The organism is Armatimonadota bacterium (genome assembly GCA_013314775.1).
Classification (GTDB): domain Bacteria; phylum Armatimonadota; class Zipacnadia; order Zipacnadales; family JABUFB01; genus JABUFB01.
The window spans coordinates 65,836-85,786 of record JABUFB010000007.1; the positions used below are offsets into that span (position 1 = coordinate 65,836).

A 19,951-nucleotide genomic window follows, 5' to 3' on the forward strand; every position below is an offset into this window, starting at 1 on the left:
GGAGTCACCGCGCAGAGCTCACTTCTTCTCAGACTCGTCGCCGGACTGCCACCTCTTGGATTTTGGGCCCTTGCGGGCGCTGCCCAGGCTTCCCCCCGGGGGTGGCATGGCAGGCGGCGCAGCTGCCTTGACGTCCTTGCGGGGTGTCAGAGGTGGCGCGGCCGGCGGGGCTGCAGGCGGCGCAGCCGGGGCAACCACGTCGGACTTCGCCGTCTCTCCCCCGGAGGCTTCGGGGTCGGGATGCTCAGAGTGCATCTCGGAGATCGGCACAACTGGAGCGCCTCCGACCAGCTCCTCCATACCGTGGTCAGGGGCCGGGATGGTCTCGAATATCTCTTCGACGTCTTCGTCAACAGTCGGCGTTGGCGCGGTGGGGGCTTCCACCGGTCGCAGCAGAGCGCGGCTGTACACGAGCCCCTGAAGCTTTTCGATCCCCGGCGCGCGGCTCGCGAGGCTGAAAGTGTAGCCGAGGATGAAGGTGCCTACACAGCCGAATGCCGAGAACCACAGGCCGTCTACCTTGGTGGCGAAGGCCACGTAGATCAAGGCTGCCGAGCCCACCAGAGCGCCGAGGAGCGTCCCGATGCCAGTTGCGCGCTTCGTGAGCATCCCCAGCAGGAAAACCCCCAGCAGCGGACCGCCCAGCAGCCCCATGATCTTGTTGGTTGCTTCGACCAGGGTTCCCAGTTTCTCCATCTGGAAGGCAACGGTCATCGCCAGCAGGCCGAAAGTCGCTGTGAGCCAGCGGGAAAGCACGAGCATCCGATCAGGGTCGGGGTCAGACTTCCGGAAGCGGGCATAGAAATCAATCATGCTCGCCGTGGTCAGCGCGTTGAGCCCCGAGGAGACCGTGGACATGGTGGCTGCGAAGATGGCGGCGATGAGCAGGCCGGGTACCCCGTGGGGCAGTTCGTTGACCACGAAATAGGGCATGATCCGGTCGGGCTGCCTCAGGTTGGTGGGCATGCTCTCCGGGTGGCTCTGATAGAATGCGTACAGCACCGCGCCCATCAGATAGAAGATCACCACGATGGGGACGGTGACGATGAGCTTGAACCAGAGAGACTTCTGCGCTTCCGGCAGGCTCTTCGCGGTCAGGTACCGCTGAACTGAGATCTGATCAGTGCCCATCTGCACCAGGTTTGAGAAGAAAGGTCCGATGAGACAGCCCCAGAGAGTGAAGCGCGCGGTCAGGCTCCAGGATGTATCCCGGAAGATATTGAACTTCTCGCCCTCATTGGCAATCTCGATCGCTCCCTGAACACCTCCGGGAATGCGCGATATGGCCATCCAGCCCACGATGAACATCCCGCCGAACAGCACGAAGAACTGCATGACGTCGGTCCAGATGACCGCCTTCATGCCGCCAAGAGTGGTGTAAATGGTGGTCAGGACAGAGATCGCGATGATGGAGAACCACAGCGGCAACCCGGTGACTTCAGCGATCGCCATTGCAGGCGCATAGATGGCCAAAGCCAGGTAGCAGATGACGCGAATAATGAACATGGCCGAGGACCAGGTGCGGACGCTGATGTCAAATCGTTTCTCCAGGTACTCGTAGGCGCTGTAGAGGTTCAGGTTGTAGAAGAACGGCAGGAAAACCAGGGCGATGATGGGCGTAGCGATGAAGAAGGTGAGGAGTGACACGGCGTAGGTCATGTCATGGTTGAAAACCTCGGTGGGCGCGCCGAGGTAGCTGATGCCACTGAACAGCGCGGCGATCACCGAGATGGACACCATGAACCAATTCATGCTCTGGCCCGCAAGGAAATAGTCCTTGATGGACTTCTGCTCCTTGACGAACCAGACACCGATGGCGACCGACGCCAGGATGTAGAGAGTGAATACGATGTAATCCACGCTGTTGAAGCCGATGAGGTTGAACATGGGCGGGAAAGACCTCCCCCACAGAGGGGAATCGGGTTTTGTTCGGCTCCGGGCAGGGCCGGGCGGGAGCGGCGCCTATTGTGCACGACCCTCTGCCAACCAGTCAATCGCGGCATCCATGAGCGGCATGAAGGGCATCGCCGGGCCGGACTTGACCGGACTGCGCAAGGCTCTCGTGCCCACCAACAGGACCTTCCCGTCAGCCACCACTAAGCGCCCCCCCTGTTCATTTTCCCAGGCCACCACGAAAGCTCCCCGGCCCGCCTTTGCCACGGGTTTGGCAGTGCGGGACCAGATGTGGACGCCCCAGGGCATAGTCGGCAGGGCGCCCAGACCTTCGGTGATGGGGTGCTCCCCGTTCAGCGTGGGCCCGGCCTCACGCACCAGGGAAACAGAGATATCGTACTCTCGAAGCAGTGCGTTGAAATCCAGCAGGCGGATGGTGTAGGGCAGCTTTGCGTGGGCCAGGCACAGCACTCGCCCACCAAGATCAACATACTGGGCAAGCGCCAAGGCCTCGTCCACATCATAGGGCCGGGTGGAGGAGACCACCACCAGCGCCGGCGGGTTAGCGAGGGCCAATGCCAGAGGCGACTGCCCCGACGGCTGCAGGTAACGCACCGGCAGGCCCAGCCGCGCCAGGGTCTTCTCGAGGTTCTCGGCGATCAGGTCCCAGTCGTCATCCGCGGCCAGGATGTCCACGAGTATCGTCCCGCCGAAGTCGCTGGACGGCTCATCGCGACGACGCCCCAAAGTGCTGCGCATCGGCCGGGGACGCCGGTCTTCGACGGCGCCGGGCCGCAAGGGATTGCCCCCCAGGGCCGGCTGCGCCGCATCCGTGGCATCCGTGGGCAGGCCCTCCATGACAGGCTCCGCATCCTCGCTCTCCATCAACCAAAGGCAGGCATTGGCCAGGAGGCGCGCCTGGTCCGCTGTGGGCAGGGCGTCCCGGTCGGCCGTGACCATATCCAGCGGCAGCACCACCACCCGCCCCTCGCCGCTGGTGGCCCGAGCTGCCACGGTGGGCTCGCCCTGGGTCGCCAGAGCCTTGCGGGTCTCGCCCCTGACCGCGGTGCGGTATGAGGTCTCCGGAAGCCTCCCAACGCCGGATGTGATGGAGTCGGCGAGCAACTTCGGCGCAGCGCGTGGAGTGCGCGCGCTGGCCAACTTCATCCCGAGCGGTTCCAGTATGGCGTTGGCGGGTGCGATGTGACGCGTTGTGGAGCCATACAGGAGCAGCAGGCCGCCACCCTCGTTCACGAAAGTCTGCAGGATCTTGATGTCGTCGGCATCGTAGGTGTGGTCGGAGTAGACCACGATGGCGTCTGGCTCGCGCGCTGCCTCGTCTCCCGATTTCGCGACGGTGAACCCCAGGGGCTCCAGTGCGGCGGCGAGAATGGAGTGGATCTGCCCCGGCTGCCCGGAACCCGGCATGTCCACCAGGACCACGCCGCGGTCCTGGGCGATGGCGGGCAACATTATTCCGACCATGAGACAGACGACTACCGGCGCCAGTCTTCGCTGCGAGTTCATGGTCACCACCAAAGGGGATCGCATTATTCCGCCGGCGCACCCTCAGGATAGTCAACCGGAAGCCCGGTATCCAGAGACTTGTGTATTGCCTCGGCAATTGCGACCGCTGCCAGGGCATCTTCGCCGCTGATGAAGGGCTGGACATCGTCCAGAACGCAGGCCGCGAAGTGCTCCAACTGGGTGCGCAATGCGCCGTGCTGCTGGTCCAGCATGACGGGGCCGTACGCAATGTCCGGGCGCCGGGCGCGGTCCATGCCGGCGATGTCCAGGGATTCATCTCCGACGCGCACGGCCACGCGCCCGGCAGTGCCCACCACTTCGAGGCGCGCGTCCAGGGTGTTCGAGACGCCCTCGGGCACCACCCAGCAGGTCTCCAGGCAACCCACCGCTCCGTTGGCGAACTTCATGAGTGTGAAGATGGTGTCCTCACGGTTCAGGTCCGCCAGCACCTTGCTGCAGCTTTCGGCGTACACGCGCACCACCGGGGAATCCGCGAACCAGCGCATGATGTCGATATCATGGACACCCAGGAAGAAGGCCACCGACGTGCGCGGGGCGATGCGGCGGCCACTGGCGGTAATGTTATTGCGCCGACCGAAAACCTGAATGATGTCGCCGACCTCGCCCTCCTCGATGGCCTGCTTCGCCACGGCATAGCGCGGGTCGAACCGCACGCAATGGCCGGTAAGCAGCTTGACTCCTGCGGCGCGGCAAGCGTCGAGAATGGCCTGCGCGTCGGCCACAGAGGTCGCCAGGGGCTTCTCCACGAGGATGTGCTTCCCCGCTTCCGCCGCGGCAATGCAGGCCTCGCGGTGTGACTGGTCATCAGTGCAGATACTCACGAGGCCGATCGCGGGGTCGTTCAGCACTTCGGCGAGACTCCCGGCGGCCTTACAGTCATGCCGGGAGGCGATCTCCGACGAACGGTCTGCAACCACGTCGAAGACGCTGACAAGACTTGTCCGGGGCAACTCGGCCCAGATGCGGGCATGGCGTTCGCCCATCATCCCGAGACCGACGACGCCACAACCAATGCGATCAGGCATGGTAATTCTCCCTCCTGGCGGACTATGCAGCCATTTCCGCTTGCCTCGCGCCGGACCTCCCCAGCCGTCATTCGACCGACGTGGCGGCCTGGATGGTGAGCTTCCGCAGTTGGTTGCTGGTGTTGGTCAGTTTCCCGGACCCGTTGACCATGGTCAGGTGAACCCAGAATTCCCGGATGCCTTTCGCCCGGGGTTCAGCCGACAGGTCAAGCTGAAGCACGCCCTGGAAGCGGCGGTCGCCGGCACGCTCTTTGCCCTGGGTGGTGGCTTCGGCGATTACTTCGGACCCGTCCAGCGAGAACCCGAGTGTGTTGTGGCCGCCGTGACCGGCAAGCGCCAGGCAGTCCACCTCGACAGTGCTCACGTCCAGCGGTCTGTCGCTCACGAAATGCTGGCGGATTCCTGCGCTAACCCCATAGCCTTCAATGCCATGGGTGGATAGCGCCCCGGGTTGCCAGACCAGGTTCTCGCCGCCGAAGGTCTCGCCAATATGCAGGTACCGCTGGCTCTGGAAGTCATCCTGGTAGGTCACCTTCGCCGGGCCGCCGCCCACGGGGGCTTTCAGCAGGTTGTAAGCCTTCTCCTCGGGGCCGGCGAAGCTGCCGGTCACTTCGAGCAGATCCAGCGCAGGTGACGGCCCATCGCCGCCCTGCATCGACACACGCACCCACAGGTTCGAGCCCTTCATATCCGACAGCGCGCAGGACGGGCCGTTCCCGGAGTCGCTCTCAGTCCAGCTCCGGCCGTCCGCGGAGAGTGCAACGGCGAGCTTGCCCTGCCCCTCCGCTCGGACCTGCGGCACCGCGATCTGGAAGGGCGTCCACAAGTGGTAGATCAGCTCTGCCTTCCGGGCTTCCCCCGTCCCCTTGAGTCGCAGCGTTTTGTCTAGACTGGACCACGACAGGTTCAGGAACCCGTGAATCGTGGCTCTGCGCAAGAAACCGTCGGTGGCGAAATCATCCATGAATGTGAACCTGCCGGTCTCATCGCCCGACACCTCCACGGGCCCGGCGTATGAGTGCTGCGCTGCCTCCTCCGGGAGCCGCGAAGCGTCCAGGCGGTGGCAGTCCTCGAAGGTGCGCAGCATCCAGCCGCGCCACTTGGCCGCTTCCGGGTCATCGGTCTGCATGTACACATTCACGCTGCCCAGCGGTCCATGTACGCAGAAGTAGAAGACCGGGATGTTGAACTCGCGGCAGACCCGTACCTGCTCCTGGGAGCACTGGAAGGAATTGATCCCGGGGGTGGCGTTGATGCAGGCGACCACGGGCTTATCGATGACAATAAACCGCATGAGATGCTTGCGGAAGGTGTCGTAGTCCATGCCGTAGGCGTCAAGAATCCAGCCGTCTGCCTTCTGGTCACAGCGCGGCCCCATCGGCATGGAATACCACTGGTACACCGGACCGTCATATTTCGCCTTCACGTGGTCATAGATGGCGTTGAGGTAGTCGAAGCCGCCCTGCCAGTCCACCTCTTCCTCATGCAGGAAGATGAGGTCCACCAGGGACAGGTCCAGGGCATCCAGGATGCGGTCGGTGTCGGCGAAAACTTCCTCCAGCGGCTTCTTGTGGCTCACGCGATCCCAGGTATACAGGCCGACCATCACGAACTGGCCGCGCTCGTGGGCATCGCGGACCCGTTTCGCGTAGCCTTCGGGGTTCTGGGTGGCCGCGAACTTGAAGTTGGTGAAGTCCAGGAACTCATAGTCGACCGCGTAGATGCCGACCTTCGAGAAGTCCAATCCCGGAGGCCCCTGCGCGAAGGCTGCGACACAGAGACAGACTGCGGCTGCGAGCACCATCGATACGCGGTTCATGAGGGTGTCCCTCGCTTTCCATGGATGGGTCAGTAGTCGCAAGTCTTCTCGTACTCATCCAGCATGGCCATGAAGTTATCGTATTTCGTGCCCCAGCCAATGCTATGGCTGGCGCCAAGGATCAGCCCGCCCCCGCGCTTTGCGGTCTCCATGGTATGGCGCACCTCGGCCCGCACGTCCTCAGGCGTGCCGCTGATGAGCACGTGCAGGTCCACGCCTCCCCAGGCCGCCACCCGGTTCCCGGTAGCCCGCTTGACGAAAGCCGGGTCCATGCCCGCCTGGGGCTGGAGGGACTGCAGGCAGTCGATCCCGGCATCGGCGAGGTCGTCGAGGATCGGGCGGTTGTCGCCGCAACTGTGCTGGAAGAAGTGCAAGCCGTGCTCATGGGCCGCCTGCGCATTGGCCCGGACAGCCGGTAAGAACAGCCTCCGGAAAGCCGCCGGGGACACGAAAGTGCCGGTGGTGTGGCCAAAGTCAGTGCCATTGAGGACCGCATGCCAGCCCCGGTTGCGCCAGAACTCCATGCGCTTGCGGCTGGCCGCGATACTGGACTGCACACAGGCCTCCACGGTCTCCGGGTGGTCGGCGATCTCCACCAGCCCGCGTTCCCAGCCGCCAAGCAGCGCCTGCTCGGTGGCCATAGGCATGTCGCCGATCAAGTAGCGGTCCGGTGGCAGCAGGGGCTGCACGGCATCGAGCACCTCATACACGGAATCATCAGGCGGGCCGACTTCCGGGTCTGCGGGGAACTGCTCCGGGCTGAACTCTCTCCTCCATTCGGTGGGGTCGTGCACCATGGAGATCTCATTGGTGACAGCCGAGAGCTTGTAAATGCGCCCCGCGCTGTCCTCCCAGGCATCGTCGGCTATCCTGCGCGGACATTCAGGTACATAGCCTTTCGGGGGCACCAGGGCCATCTTCGCGATGGGGATCACATCATAGATGTCCAGCTTCCGGTACAGCTCCGGGAGGTCCTGGATGAGGCCCTCTACGACTTCATCGCGCCGACCTTCCCAGAAGGCGATCTGTGTGCGCACCTTATCGCGGATGTAAGTGGGTCTGCCCAGGACGCGCTCCGCGATGTCGCAGTCGATGACGAACTCGCCGATAGGCACGCGGTCGGGCTCCTGGAACGCCAGTGCCATTCTGACGCGCTCGATGCTGTTCATTGGGCCTCCAGTTGCCTGCGTATGATGACGGGAGGTTTCCACGTGCGGCTCAGAGAATCCTGTGAGCCCTGTTGAGTGAGACCTGTCCCGACGTCTCGCCGGTACGTGGAGGTGTGCCGTGGCCCTGCGTCTCCTGATTTGCGTGGTTGGAGCTTGCTATCTGACATTCTGCTGGGGAGAGCCGGTGGACCCGATGGATTCCTTCAACGTGCAGTGGGATTCGATGAGCGCGGATTCCTCGGGCTCAATGCCCTTGGGGAATGGGGATGTGGGCCTCAACGTGTGGGTGGAGCCGGGCGCCTTGTGCTTCTACATCAGCAAGACCGACGCCTGGAGCGACAATGGCCGCCTGCTCAAGCTGGGCCGCGTGCGCATGGCACTGAACCCGGACCCCTTCGTGAACGGCGTCCCCTTCCGGCAGTCCCTTATTCTGCGCAAGGGTGCGGTGGAGATCAGCGCCGGGCCCGCGGGGAACACGATCTTCTTGCGGGTCTGGGTGGATGCGAACCGTCCTGTGGTTCTGGTCGAAGGCTCAGGCGACCAGCCCTTCACGATGTCCGCCGCAGTGGAGGTCTGGCGCACTGAACCCCGGGAGATCAAGGGCCGCGAGATGTTCAGCGCCTACGGCATGACGGGTTCACCGGAGCCGGTGTTGGTGCGTCCGGATACCGTGCTGCAGGGCCAGGAGGACCGTGTGGTCTGGTTCCACCGCAACGAACATTCGGTCTGGCCGATGACCCTTGACCTGCAGGGCATGGGGGCGTGGAGGCAGCAGGCAACCGACCCTCTGCTCAACCGGACCTTCGGCGGCATCATGCGCGGCGAAGGGCTGGTCAGTGACGGGCCGCAGAGGCTGGTCTCTGCAACGCCGGCGCGGGAGCAGACTCTGGAAATCGCGGTCCACACGGCAATCACCGACACTGCCGAGGCGTGGCTATCGCAGGCGGAGGAGGTGTTGTCCGAGGCCGGGCAGATACCTGTCGATGGACGCCGCGCGGCCCACGAGCGGTGGTGGGATGAGTTCTGGGGCCGCAGTTGGATCCGCGTCTCGGGTCCGGCGCCATCGAGCCGCATGACCACCAATGACCTCCCACTTCGCATTGGGGCTGACAGTGACGGCGCGAATCGGTTCCTGGGGCATATCCGCGAGGTTCGCATACTGGGCCGGGCGCTGACCGGTCGGGAGATCGCCGCGCTGGCTGCCGGGGAGCCGCTGGAGGACCGGTCCGGCCTGCTCATCGACTGGGCGCTGGATGGCCCATCCTGGCAGACCACCGCCGAAACCGCCCGGCTCGACCTGCCCGGGAAGATCGTGGGGGATGTGGTGTTCGAGGACGCTGACGGCCTGCCCGCGGCGCGGTTCGATGGGAGTGGCTGGATCGAAGCGGCGGACTCGGATGCGCTGGACCTGACCGATGCGGTAACCCTCGCGGCCTGGGTGCGTCCCGACGAGCTTTCTCAGGCGGGGGCGCGCATCATCGACAAGTCTCGCGCCGGGACCTCGAACGGTTACCTGCTGGATACCTACCCCGGGAACTCGCTGCGGATGATCGTGGAGCCTAACACCGTGCGCCATGACGCGAAGCTTCCCGTGGGCAAGTGGTCGCACGTTGCCGCGACCTATGATAGCCGCACCGGAGAGCAGCGCCTGTACGTAGATGGCAGGCAGGTCGCTGCGGCGGACCTGTCCACGGGTGCGCATGAGATCACCCGCGGGTATGTGCTGCAGCGGTTCATCTCCGCCTGTGCGGGACGAGGCAGGTTCCCAATCAAGTTCAATGGGTCCCTGTTCACCGTGGACGCAGTGGAAGACGGCCAGAAACTGGACGCCGACTACCGCCGCTGGGGTGGCCCGTACTGGTTCCAGAACACCCGCCTGGCCTACTGGCCCATGCTCGCTTCCGGCGACTTCGAGATGATGCTGCCGCTGTTCCGCATGTACATGGATGCCCTGCCCTTCGCCCGGGAACGCACGCGAGTCTATTTCGGGCATGGCGGGGCGTTTTTCCCGGAGACCATTACCTTCTTCGGGGCATACGCCAACGAGAACTACGGCTGGGACCGCACCGGCAAGCCGGTCTCCCACGTGGACAACACCTACATTCGCTACTACTACTCCGGCGCTCTGGAACTGGTGGCGCTGATGCTGGAGTATCTCGATCACACCGGAGATGCTGCCTTCGCGCGGGAGATGCTGGCGCCTTTCGCGACAGAGATTGTGGGTTTCTACGACCAGCATTACCCGCGTGACGCTGCCGGGAAGCTGCGCATCGAGCCCTCCCAGTCCCTTGAGACCTGGCAGAAGGCGAACAACCCTCTGCCGCCGATTGCGGGGCTGCGATGGGTTCTGCCAAGACTGCTTGCCCTGCCGGAGGGCGCCTGCTCCGCAACGGTGCGCGGCGACTGGCAGCGTCTCCTGGGAGAGCTGCCGGAATTGCCGATGAAGGACGGGGTGGGTGGCCCGATCCTCGCAGGTGCTGAAGAGATACTGGAAGAGGCGCGCAACAGCGAAAACCCCGAACTATACGCGATCTTCCCCTACCGGCTGTTCGGAGTGGGGAAGCCGGGCCTGGAGATGGCAAGGCGCACTTTCGAGCAGCGGCGGGTCAAGGGCAGCCGGGGCTGGCAACAGGATGATACCCAGGCTGCCCTCCTGGGTCTGGCCCGAACGGCGCAGGAATTGATTTCGCAACGTTTTGCTCAGAAGGATCCCGGCAGCCGATTCCCCGCGTTCTGGGGCCCGAACTTTGACTGGGTGCCGGACCAGGACCACGGATCCAACGGGCTGATGGCCTTGCAGACCATGCTCTTGCAGACCGACGGCAGGCGCATCCTGCTTTTCCCAGCCTGGCCGAAGGACTGGGACGTCGATTTCCGCCTGCACGCACCGGGAAACACGGTGCTGGAAGGAAAGCTCGCAGGCGGAGAACTGCAAAGCCTGACCGTCACCCCTCCCGAACGACGGGTGGATGTCGAGGTGCTGGAGCCCCAGTAGACGCTGTGGCTGAATATTCTACGGGGCAAGAGTCACAGTGCCCCAGTTCTGCGGGCCTTCGAGGATCCGGCTTTTCGATGCCGGCCAGGCCGCGGACAGGCGATGCCCCAGTGGCGTCCCCTGCAAGGCCAGCGCGAGCTTCCACGAGTGGCCTGCCTGCGGCGGTCGGCCGATGGCTGTGGAGGGGATAAGCGCTTCGATGACGACGCCGGTGCTGTCCACTGCGACCGTGCCGGATATCCGGGCATCGTCGTAGATGGTGTTCGGGAGAGCGCCGCGTTTCCACTCGCCCGCGTATAGCCGCCAGCCCTGATCAGTCTGTGTCGGGGTGAGCCAGAACTGGTGGGAACTGTTCCCCCAGGCGGCCGCGGAGAAGTCGCAGTCGATGAAAACCTCAGCGCAGGTGAGGTCCCAGAAGTCCCTCGGGTCCCCTGTCTGCATATCCGCGGAGGGGATACGACAAGCCACAAGCAGGCCCTCGGGCGACCAGGCGAGGCGCGCTTCGAAGGGTGCGGTGAGGTCGGACCTCTCCAGGAAGCGGCCGTCCAGGGCAGGAATTGCGGCCCAGTCGGACAAGTCGCCGTCAAGCTTCAGTTCCGAAGCTTCGGGGACCGCCAGCCTTCCCGGCCGCAACCACACCACCTGCTTCAGCCCTCCGGCAAGCTCAACGGTGGCAGGCACCGGCTGATAGAGCCCTCCGGCGGCCTGGAAAGTGGCCTCCAGCGCGTTGCCCGGTCCCGGGGCGTCCACGAGGATGCGCCCGTGATCTTCAGCCACCGAGACGCCCACAATCTCCCGATGGGCTTTCAGATGCAGACGCGACGCTTCCCCTGGCATGAAAGGCTCGCTCTCCGGCTTCACCGCCGGGAGTACGCGCAGTTGCGGATGCCAGACACGAGACCAGCCGTCGCCACTTACCCGGGCGGTGATCGAGTAAAGACCCGGATCGGCGTCGGGCTTGCAGGTGAGCGTGGCGAGCGCCACGTCGCCTCTCCTGCTCCACTCGCCGGCAGTGCAGGGTCCGGCGACCTCAAGGGGTTCGGGAACCCCGCTGCCGGGCCTCAATTCAACGGTAATCTCCTCGCCGACCGACAGCAACAGGCTGGACGGCGATAGCCAATCCGCGCCCAGTTGCCCCTCCCAGCCAGCCGGGAGTGAGGCCAGGCTGAAGTACTGTACGGACGGGGTGATCCGTGCGGGGTGCACCGGATTGCCGAAGATATCCAGCGCAGGAACGCCCCGCAGTTCCGCGGGTACTGGGTACTCGGCGCGCACTGACCACGCAGCGGCGATCAGGGACCCGTCCGGACTGCGGAAGACCAGGCACCAGCGGTCCTGACCGATATCCACCGACCCGAGCAGCTCTGCGCGGGCAGTGAGCGCACTCACGGCGGCCAAAGCGGCACCCGCGGGACGGAGGGTCTGGGACAGGTCCAGCAGGCCGCAGGTCGCGAAGCGCCCGGGAAGGCCCTCGACGTCGCGGTCGTAGTACCAGAAAACCTTGTCCGTGCCACACAGACGCGCGAGCAGGTATACGCGCGCAAGATAGAGGGCCTGCAGACGGTCCCCAACCGCCGGTCCCCGGGACGCATCCCAGCCCACTTCCGTGAGCCACGCCTGCTTCCCGGCTCCATGCGCCAGGCGGTTGATCCTGCGAAGTTGGTCCAGGAAGGTCATTCCCTGGTCGCGGTCCTCGCCACCCACATTGATGTCTCCAATCGCGATCTCGGGCGCGATTGTGCCGGTGTAATAGTGGTAGTTGACCACGTCGTACAGGTCGCGCTCCGGGGAGTCGAGTAGTGCGCGCTCATCGTCGTAGCGGATCCCTGCGGTGCCGTTGAGCACTACCCGGGCCTTGCCCGCATCCCTCAGGCCCTCGGCGGCATTGCGGATGAGATTGCGGTAATTGGACAGATCGAACCTGCGGCCGGGGAAAGCGTACTCGGCCTCGTTATCCAGTTCCCAGTACGGGGCTTCCGGGAACGCTCTGGACAGTCGCGCGAATCCATCCCGGATTGTCTGACCGTCCTCAATAAACGCGGTACCCTCGGCATTGCGGAAGGATCCCTGGGCGACGGGCAGGATCGTGATCCCGGCCGCGTCCGCCGCATCCCAGACCGCCCGGAAGTCGAGACCGTTGCCGATGGGTGCGGTCTCGCCTTGCTTCAGCCAGCCCCAGGAGTAGTCCCGCGCCCAGTGAATGCCGCAGGCCGCGAGGATCGGCCACTTCGCTGCGAGGTGGGTGTTGACGCCAATGGAAGAGCCCAAACGCTGCACCGCATCCAGACGTGGCACGGCCAAGGTACGCACCAGGCGCTGCTCGCAGGCAGCGACGGGGGATTGCCCACCACGGGCCCAGAGTTCCAGGTGCACCGTCACCGGGCCAAAGCGCTCCATGGGGACGGGGATCTCGGTGCGCCACGAGCCGGCCAGCTTCACGGGGAGCGGCGCCGGTTCGCTCGGGAGGCCCTCCCAGGGAATCAACTTCATGCGGAGTTCGTAGGTCTCGACGCCGGTCTCCCAGGTGAAGGCCGAGACGTGGACCAGACCCGTGTTCCCGGTCACGAGGCCGCCCTCGCTCCCCGGCCGAGCCGAAAGCACCGGGGCGTCGGGCAGATCGAGCAGTTGCTGGTCGGTGTCCACGGCGAGGGTCAGGCGAGAAATGAGAGTGGTCAGATTGTCCGGGCGACGATCGTCCCAGTTATGGAGTGTGATGGACTTGAGGGTCAGGGGTTGCTTCGCGGTATGAGGGACATCCACACCCAGCTTCTTCCAGCCGCCGAAGTCCAGCCTGCCCAGCCCGAGCTTCATGTCCTTGCCGTCGGCGTCGTCGAAGTGCACTTCCAGCGCATGGGCCGTCCCGGTTCCGCGCACCCACAGACTCACGCGCCGCACCGGGTACGGCACCGGCACGAAGGGTACCCCAGGTTCCAGCGAGAAGAAGCGGAACTCCTCGTCTCCCGGCCAGTTCACCGTGACCGCGAGGCTTCCGGTGTGCTCGACCGTGTCTGAAGCGATAGGCTCCGGGCCATCCGGAACGACCATACAACTGCCCGGCGCCTTGTTCCAGGGCCCCGGCGACCACGCACCCGGAATATCGAGGTCTCCCACAACACGGTAACCGAGAGCCGCACATGCGGGAAAACTCGCTGCTAGACAAAGGATCGTGAGCGCGAGGCCGGCCAGACTGGGTAAACGTGCGTGCGCCATCCCTTGTACCTCCCGGCGGAGACGTGGATCCCTGACGCCCAGCGCAGTATAGCATATGTGAGGGAAGCGGCGTCTCCGGCCTTGCGAAGGGGCCTCAGGCCCCCTATAATGACGACCGGCAAGCGAACAGACGTTCCTGTCTGAGGGTGAGGCGTTTGACGCGCGATGATGGCGACCGGATACGCGACTGGGCGCAAGACCTGAGGCAGGCGAACTTTCGGCTGCGCAGGCTGGGGGAGCGCAAACAGGCATCAGACGAGTCCCGGCAGGTGCAGGCAGACGGCCCCGCGCGCCTGGAAGAACTCGTGCCGGGGGTCGAGATACCCTCGCCCGGCGGCAGCGCGGCCTGGGTAATCTCAAAGCACATCGCTGAGCGGGAGCCGGGCTGGGCGCAGCTCGGCCACAGGCTCTTTCAGAGGGTGATGAATGCGCCGCATGACCCGCTGCTGAGTGCCCTGGCGCCGCGTGATCTGAGTGCCGAGGAAGTGCTCTTTGTTGACCTCGAAACAACCGGCCTGCAGAACAGCCCCCTGTTCCTCATTGGGGTCATGTCCTGGGCCGGGCACGGGCTGCAGGTCCGTCAGTATTTCGCCCGGGATTATACCGAGGAGCCTGCGGCGATTCAGCTCTTCCTGAGCGAGCTGGAGCGCTGCCGCCTGATGGTCTCTTTCAATGGCAGGAGCTTCGACTGGCCCTATCTGCGGATGCGCGCGGCGGCAACGCTGGTTGGAAATCCCCAGGAACCCGCCCATCTCGACTTGCTTCTGGAGGCGCGGCGAGTTTGGAGGCCTTCGGTCCCGGACTGCCGCCTACAGACCCTCGAAGAGCACATCTGCGGGCGTCCTCCGCGGGTCGGAGATATCCCGGGCGCTGACATCCCCCGGGCGTACCACGACTTCGTGGACACCGGGGACGCCCGCCAGATGGCGGCTGTCCTGGAGCATAACTTCCTGGACCTGGTGACCCTGGCCGAGCTGCTGGTTCGATTGCCCAGGAGCTAAGCCTGCCCTGTGCACCATGATGACACGGTGATGCGCAATGCCCGTGAAGGCCGCAGTGATCCCCTGGCCAAACCAGCCCGTCGAGGTGTGCGAATACCCGGAGCCTGAACTCGAACCTGGCGGCGCGCTCATGCGCACGCTGTATTCCGAGGTCTGCGGCACCGATGTCCATCTGCTCCACGGTCGACTGTCAGCCGCGCCATACCCTTTGATTCCCGGGCACATCAACGTGGGCAGGCTGGAAGCCTTGAACAGCCCGGTCATGGATGCTTTCGGAGACCCTCTCCGCGAGGGCGACCTGGTGACCTTCCTGGATGTGCACGAGACCTGCAACAACTGCTGGTTCTGCCTGGTCGCGAAAGCCACCACACGGTGCCCGCATCGCAAGGTCTACGGCATCACTTACGGCGCAGATGACGGCCTTCTTGGCGGCTGGAGCGAACTGGTTTACCTGAAGCCGGGTGTGAAGATTATGCGACTGCCTGATGGTTTGTCGCCGGAACTTACGATCGCAGGCGGCTGCGCCTTGCCCACGGCATTCCACGCCGTGGAGCGCGGCGGCGTTGGCCTGGGGCACCATGTAGTGGTTCAGGGATCAGGCCCGGTGGGCCTCATGGCCTGCGCGCTGTCGCGGTTGTCAGGTGCGCAGAGCGTGACTGTCTTGGGGGCGCCGGACTCCAGGCTTCAGACCGCATTGGCGCTGGGCGCGGATGAAGTCATCAGCGTGGAGAGCACCGATGAGGCTGCACGCCTTGCCAGGGTGCGTGCGCTTACCGGCGGGCGAGGCGCGGACATCACGATTGAGGCTACGGGTAACCCCAACGCAATCCCCGAGGGCATGCGGCTTACCCGGGATGCGGGCACCTACGTGGTGGTGGGCCAGTACACCGATGCCGGTCCGGTGGAGTTCAACCCCCATCTGGACCTAAACCGAAGGCATCTGGAGGTCCGCGCCACATGGGGCATCGATTTCTCCCACATGTACCGCTCGCTGCACGCACTGGCGCGGTTCCGGAACAGCTTTCCGTGGGTCGACGTGATCAGCCGATACTACGGACTGCACGAGGCGAATGAAGCGCTGGAGCAGGTGGCGGCGGGGTCGGTGGTGAAGGCTGTTATCTGCCCCAACGGGCGACCGGGAAACGACCAGATGCCGGCGTGACTGCGCCGGCGCGAAACCAGGGAGAAAGCTGACATGAGCGCAGTGAGAGTTGGCGTCGTGGGTTGCGGGGTCATCGGGCCCACCCATATGCAGGCTGCCGTGAACTCGCCGCATATTGAACTTGTGGCGGTTGCAGACCTCATCGACGACCGCGCGAAGGCCGCTGCGGAGAAGTTCAATGTGCCCAGGGTTTACCGCGAGGGCGCTGAACTGATACAGGACCCGGACATCGACCTGGTAGTCCTCGCGTTCCCGGCTGCCGGACGCACCGAGCTCGGCCTGGAGACCCTCAAGGCGGGCAAGCACCTACTCACGGAAAAGCCCGTGGCGATGAATGCGGATGAGGTGCGCCAGCTCATGGCGGCCCAGGGCAATCTTCTCGCCGGGGCGTGCTGCTGCCGCTATCGGTTCACCGAAAGCGCGCGGGCGGCCACCGATTTCATCGCATCCGGCGCATTGGGACAGTTGCGGAATGTGTATTGCCGGGAACTGCGTCCCGCAGGCGCGAAACCCTCGGGGGAACCCGTGGAATGGCGCCTGAAAAAGCACCGCAACGGCGGCGGGATCCTCATGAACTGGGGCTGCTACGATCTCGACTACCTGCTGGGCCTGTGCGGCTGGCAACTGGTCCCCGAGACGGTCTTTGCCCAGACCTGGACCTGTTCGCCCACTGTGGAACACCACATCTCGCCTGGGTCCGACGCCGAGACCTACTACACCGCCCTCGTGCGATGCAAAGGCGGGACGATGCTGAGCATCGAACGCGGCGAGTATATGGCGATCAGTGGCGAGGCAGCGTGGCAGATCATCGGCACGAAGGGGTCCCTGCGGCTGCACATGCTGACCTCGGCAGAGAAGAAGATCATCTTCGACGAACTCGATCCGGACGAGGGCCTGAAGTCCCGGGTGATCTGGGAGGGCGCGGAATCCAGTTTCGCTTGCACTCCGGTGGAGGACATGGCAAAGGCGATCCTGGACGGCACGAAACCCGCGACCAGCCTGGACAGGGCGCTGGTGATCCAGCAGATCAGCGACGGCGTGTATGCATCCGCGACCAGCGGACGGTGCGTAAGCATCGCGTGAGATACTGGAGCGATGCCCCATGAGTGACATCGGGTTCATCGGTGCGGGGGCCATGGGGCGACCCATGGCCCTCAATCTACTGCAGGCCGGGCACCGGGTGACGGTCTACGACCTGAACCCGGAAGCCATCGCCGCCTGTGTAGAGCACGGCGCCTCGCCTGCAGCGTCGGCCGCGGATGCCGTCCGGGGTAAGGAGTTCATCCTGACCAGCCTGCGCTCGTCGGACGCATTTGTGAGCGTGGCGGATGTGTCGCTGGTTCCTGCGGCACGCGCGGAGCAGGTTTTCATTGACCTGGGCACTACCCGGATACGTGAGACTCGCCGGGTCGGTCAGGCACTGCTGGCAAGGGGTGCCCATCTGCTGGATGCTCCGGTGAGTGGCGGCCCGGAGGGTGCGCGAACGGGTATGCTGCGAATCTTCGTCGGAGGGGATGCCGGAGTTTACCGTCGCGCGCTGCCGGTGCTGGAAGTACTTGGCGATCCCGACCGCATTCGCCTCTGCGGCCCTATTGGGTCCGGGCAGATCGTCAAAGGGACCAATCAGCTGGCCATGGCGCTGGGAGCGGCGGCGTGGCTGGAAGCCGCTTCCTTCGCCACCCGCGCAGGAGTCTCCCCGCAAGCGATCCTCGACACCGTCGGCGGGGATTGCGGCTGGCGTGGAGAGTTCGCCGATGTTGTACGGCGGATCAGCGCAGGCGATGGCGACCACGTGGACACGAAGCTGCCGGAATTGCCCTATTTCCTCGAGTTCGCCGAAGATGCCGGCCTGCCAATGCCGCTCACCCGCGCTCTGTGGGACCTCTGCGCGGAGGGCGACTGGTCACTGCATGACAACATGCATCGCGCGACCGCCAGTTACTGGCGCGAATTGCATCGGGCGACGCACAGTCGCCGCCTTGACGGTATCGGTGGGCGCTGATCCGCCCGGCACCTACCTCCCAGCAGCATGATGTGGTAAACTGGGCTCCACACCATACTCTCACCAGGACGGGATCCCCATGCCGGTCAAGCTTGTGAACTTCGTTGCCAAAGACGCACCCGCGACTGAGCCCTTCTCTGCCGGATTCCTCTGCGGAGATCGCGTCGCAGACATTCTCCGGGTGGTTGCGGCCTGTTCCGAGATAGAAGCTGCGTGCGCTTCGGCGAGCTGCAGGCCCAGCGCGCTGGCGATTTGTACCAGCGAACACTGTCTGGCTGCCGCCGAGAAGTGCTCGCAGTGGCTGGCGGCCCAAGATGAGGCGACCATTGCCTACCTGTCCCACCGGCGCAGCGATGTGCGTCTGCTGCCGCCTGTCCCCGCTCCGGGGAAGGTGTTCTGCCTGGCGCAGAATTTCCCGTCCCATATCGGCGAAACCCGGCAGATCATGCACGCCGAGCCTCAAAGCCCCATGGGCGGCACTACTCCGAAAGTCTTCCTGAAGCCCACGACCAACACGATCTGCGGCGACGGTGACCCGATCCCGATCAGTCGCAATGCCCAGTTCATTGACTATGAGGGCGAGATGTGCGTGGTCATCGGCAAGGAATGCAAGTACGTGGAGCCGCAGGAGGCCGGGCAGTACATCGCTGGGGTCACCTGTATGAATGACGTCTCCGAGCGCGACCTTTTGATCTGGGAGCGCACAGAAGAGGGCCCCTGGGACAAGTTCTTCGACTGGCTGAACGGCAAATGGATGGACAATTTCGCACCGATGGGCCCGTGTCTCGTTCCGGCCGGAAGCCTGGATCTCGACAATCTCGAGTTGACCTGCAGCGTGAACGGCGAAGTCCGGCAGCGCGGCAACACCGGCGAGATGATCCACAGCGCCGCCCAGACGGTGTCATACATCAGCCAGATGCTCACGCTGATGCCGGGAGACGTCATCGCCCTGGGGACGCCCGGCGGCGTGGGCAAGGCGCTGGGCAAGAAGCTTGTGCCCGGCGATGTGGTGACCGTTGAGATCGAGGGCGTTGGTGTGCTGACCAATCCTGTGGTGGCGGAGTCCGCTTAATCTGACCGCCCCTGTTCACCCGTTGCGCTCCGCGCCCACCGTGTCAGGACAGAAGATGATGAATGAGGGTACCTCGTGCGGGTGCCGGGAGGATCCTCTCGGACGCCTGCCTGAATGGCTTCGCGTGAAGACAGGGAAGGCCCGGCTCAGCCAGGCGACGCGCTCGCTTGTGGAGGCTCACGGGCTGCACACCGTCTGTCAGAGTGCGCGGTGCCCGAATATCGGCGAATGCTACTGCTCGGGCACTGCAACCTTCCTGATTCTCGGCAATGTATGCACCCGAAACTGCCGATTCTGCGCGGTGGCCCACGGTGTGCCCGATCCAGTGGACCCGGACGAACCAGCCCGGCTTGCACAGGCGGCGGCGGAATTGGGGCTGCATTATGTGGTGGTCACCTCGGTTACCCGAGACGACCTCCCGGACGGCGGCGCCTCACAGTTCGCCGCTACCGTCAGGGAACTGAAGCGGCAGATACCGGGCGTGCTGGTGGAAGTGCTCCCCTCGGACATGGGCGGCGACGAGGCCGCGCTGCGGACCGTGCTCGACTCGGGACCCGATGTGTTCAACCACAACCTTGAGACCGTGCGACGCCTGCAACCCGTCGTGCGTCCTCAGGCAGGTTACGAGCGGTCACTGGGTGTTCTGAGGCGGGCAGGCGAACTTGGAGCGCTCACCAAGTCGGGATTGATCGTGGGCCTCGGTGAGACCCGGGATGAGTTGCGCGAGGCCCTGGGCGATCTGGCCTCGTGCGGCGTGCGCATTCTCACCATCGGGCAGTATCTGCAGCCCACGCGCGCGCATATGCCGGTTGCCAGGTATGTGGAGCCCGCGGAGTTTGACGAGTTCGCCGACTGGGGCAGGCAGGCCGGCATCGACCATGTCGTCTCCGGGCCTTTCGTGCGTAGCAGCTACCAGGCTGCCGAAGCGGCTGCGTGTGTCGAACTCCGTAGAGATCATGGGGGAGAGGAGGAGCGCCGCTGACCCCCGGTCCGGACAGGCCCCGCAGCCGGTGGCGAGTCGGGCTGTCCGCAGCGCTCGGACGCGTCCGTGGCGC

13 protein-coding genes are annotated in these 19,951 nt (G+C 64.7%); 7 read left to right on the forward strand and 6 right to left on the reverse strand.

Features of this window, described 5'->3' with window-relative positions; translation table 11 throughout:
* Positions 1-18 precede the first annotated feature (18 nt).
* The 5 genes from HPY44_07290 to HPY44_07310 all read right to left on the reverse strand — a co-directional run bounded on the left by HPY44_07290 (position 19) and on the right by HPY44_07310 (position 7,454).
* Positions 19-1,887 carry a sodium/solute symporter gene (locus HPY44_07290; protein ID NSW55797.1) on the reverse strand — a complete coding sequence of 623 codons (1,869 nt, stop codon included), beginning with the start codon at positions 1,885-1,887 and terminating at the stop codon, positions 19-21.
* Positions 1,888-1,962: 75 nt separating this feature from the next.
* Positions 1,963-3,420 (reverse strand): hypothetical protein, encoded by a 1,458-nt coding sequence (locus HPY44_07295; protein ID NSW55798.1) that lies wholly within the window; start codon positions 3,418-3,420, stop codon positions 1,963-1,965.
* Between the two features lie 23 nt (positions 3,421-3,443).
* On the reverse strand, positions 3,444-4,466 hold the full coding sequence (locus HPY44_07300; protein NSW55799.1) for a Gfo/Idh/MocA family oxidoreductase: 1,023 nt from the start codon (positions 4,464-4,466) through the stop codon (positions 3,444-3,446).
* 67 nt (positions 4,467-4,533) lie between these two features.
* On the reverse strand, positions 4,534-6,285 hold the full coding sequence (locus HPY44_07305; GenBank protein ID NSW55800.1) for a hypothetical protein: 1,752 nt from the start codon (positions 6,283-6,285) through the stop codon (positions 4,534-4,536).
* 29 nt (positions 6,286-6,314) lie between these two features.
* On the reverse strand, positions 6,315-7,454 hold the full coding sequence (locus HPY44_07310) for a hypothetical protein (protein ID NSW55801.1): 1,140 nt from the start codon (positions 7,452-7,454) through the stop codon (positions 6,315-6,317).
* Positions 7,455-7,572: 118 nt separating this feature from the next.
* Here HPY44_07310 and HPY44_07315 point away from each other — a divergent pair, with 118 nt between their 5' ends.
* The gene (locus HPY44_07315) at positions 7,573-10,449 is read left to right on the forward strand and encodes a hypothetical protein (GenBank protein ID NSW55802.1); all 2,877 of its coding nucleotides are present in this window, start codon (positions 7,573-7,575) and stop codon (positions 10,447-10,449) included.
* 18 nt (positions 10,450-10,467) lie between these two features.
* Here the strand turns inward: HPY44_07315 and HPY44_07320 are convergent, their stop codons facing one another.
* A complete protein-coding gene (locus HPY44_07320) occupies positions 10,468-13,659 on the reverse strand; it encodes a hypothetical protein (GenBank protein ID NSW55803.1) in 3,192 nt (1,063 codons plus the stop codon).
* Positions 13,660-13,814: 155 nt separating this feature from the next.
* On the opposite strand from HPY44_07320, the gene HPY44_07325 reads away from it, so the two are divergent.
* The 6 genes from HPY44_07325 (at position 13,815) to lipA (ending at position 19,878) form a co-directional block, all read left to right on the forward strand.
* Complete coding sequence (locus tag HPY44_07325) at positions 13,815-14,660, forward strand: ribonuclease H-like domain-containing protein (GenBank protein NSW55804.1); 846 nt, start codon at positions 13,815-13,817, stop codon at positions 14,658-14,660.
* A gap of 37 nt (positions 14,661-14,697) precedes the next feature.
* Entirely contained in the window at positions 14,698-15,822 is a 1,125-nt protein-coding gene (locus tag HPY44_07330; protein NSW55805.1) for a zinc-binding dehydrogenase, read from the forward strand.
* Between the two features lie 33 nt (positions 15,823-15,855).
* Complete coding sequence (locus HPY44_07335; protein NSW55806.1) at positions 15,856-16,905, forward strand: Gfo/Idh/MocA family oxidoreductase; 1,050 nt, start codon at positions 15,856-15,858, stop codon at positions 16,903-16,905.
* 19 nt (positions 16,906-16,924) lie between these two features.
* Positions 16,925-17,824, forward strand: coding sequence for an NAD(P)-dependent oxidoreductase (locus HPY44_07340; protein NSW55807.1), 900 nt, complete (start codon positions 16,925-16,927; stop codon positions 17,822-17,824).
* A gap of 79 nt (positions 17,825-17,903) precedes the next feature.
* Positions 17,904-18,896: a fumarylacetoacetate hydrolase family protein gene (locus HPY44_07345; GenBank protein ID NSW55808.1), complete on the forward strand. Its 993-nt coding sequence runs from the start codon at positions 17,904-17,906 to the stop codon at positions 18,894-18,896.
* A 58-nt stretch (positions 18,897-18,954) separates the two neighbouring features.
* Entirely contained in the window at positions 18,955-19,878 is a 924-nt protein-coding gene (gene lipA, locus HPY44_07350; GenBank protein ID NSW55809.1) for a lipoyl synthase, read from the forward strand.
* Positions 19,879-19,951 lie beyond the last annotated feature (73 nt).